Source organism: Leucobacter sp. M11, from assembly GCF_035726885.1.
Classification (GTDB): Bacteria; Actinomycetota; Actinomycetes; order Actinomycetales; family Microbacteriaceae; genus JAPFRB01.
The window spans coordinates 71,046-71,982 of the sequence record NZ_JAPFRB010000007.1 but is presented as its reverse complement, the minus strand read 5'-3'; the positions used below and the strand labels follow the sequence as shown (position 1 = coordinate 71,982).

Below are 937 nucleotides of genomic sequence, written 5' to 3'. Positions count from 1 at the left end.
GGCATGGAGACGCGATCGGGGTTCAGGAAGCGCTCGAAGATCAGGCCGTGCTCGAGCGGGTCCAGCTCGGTGATGCCCATCGCGTAGGCGGCCATCGAGCCGGCTCCGGAACCGCGGCCGGGGCCGACGCGGATGCCGTTGTCCTTGGCCCAGTTGATGAAGTCGGCCACGACGAGGAAGTAGCCCGGGAAGCCCATCTGCACGATGACCCCGGCCTCGTAGTCGGCCTGCTTCCGGACCGCGTCGGAGAAGCCGTTCGGGTAGCGCTTGTGCAGCCCGGCCTCGACCTCCTTGATGAACCAGGAGTCCTCGGTTTCGCCCTGCGGCACCGGGAAGCGCGGCATGTAGTTCGCCTTGGTGTTGAACTCGGAGCTGCAGCGCTCCGCGATCAGCAGGGTGTTGTCGCAGGCCTCGGGGAGGTCGCGGAACAGGTGCCGCATCTCGGCGGCCGTCTTCAGGTAGTAGCCGCTGCCGGAGAACTGGAAGCGGTTCGGGTCGTCCAGGCGCGAGCCGGACTGCACGCACAAGAGCGCGGAGTGCGCCTCCGCGTCGGCCTCGTGCACGTAGTGCAGGTCGTTGGTCGCGACGAGCGGGATGTTCAGATCCCGGGACAGCTTGAGCAGGTCGTTCTGCACGCGCCGCTCGATCTCCAGGCCGTGATCCATGATCTCGGTGAAGAAGTTTTCCTTGCCGAAGATGTCCTGGAAGTCGGCGGCGGCCTTGCGGGCCTCGTCGTACTGGCCGAGCCGCAGCCGGGTCTGGATCTCCCCGGAGGGGCAGCCCGTCGTCGCGATGATGCCCTTGCCGTAGGTCTGGAGCAGCTCGCGGTCCATGCGGGGCTTGAAGTACTGGCCCTCGATCGAGGACAGGCTGGAGAGCCGGAACAGGTTGTGCATGCCCTCGGTGCTCTCCGAGAGCAGGGTCATGTGCGTGTACG

1 protein-coding gene is annotated in these 937 nt (G+C 66.6%); it reads right to left on the bottom strand.

Going from position 1 to position 937, the window contains the following annotated elements; translation table 11 throughout:
* Positions 1-937 (bottom strand): PHP domain-containing protein (locus tag OOT08_RS18255; protein WP_325094341.1); only part of this gene is annotated, 937 nt, incomplete at both ends.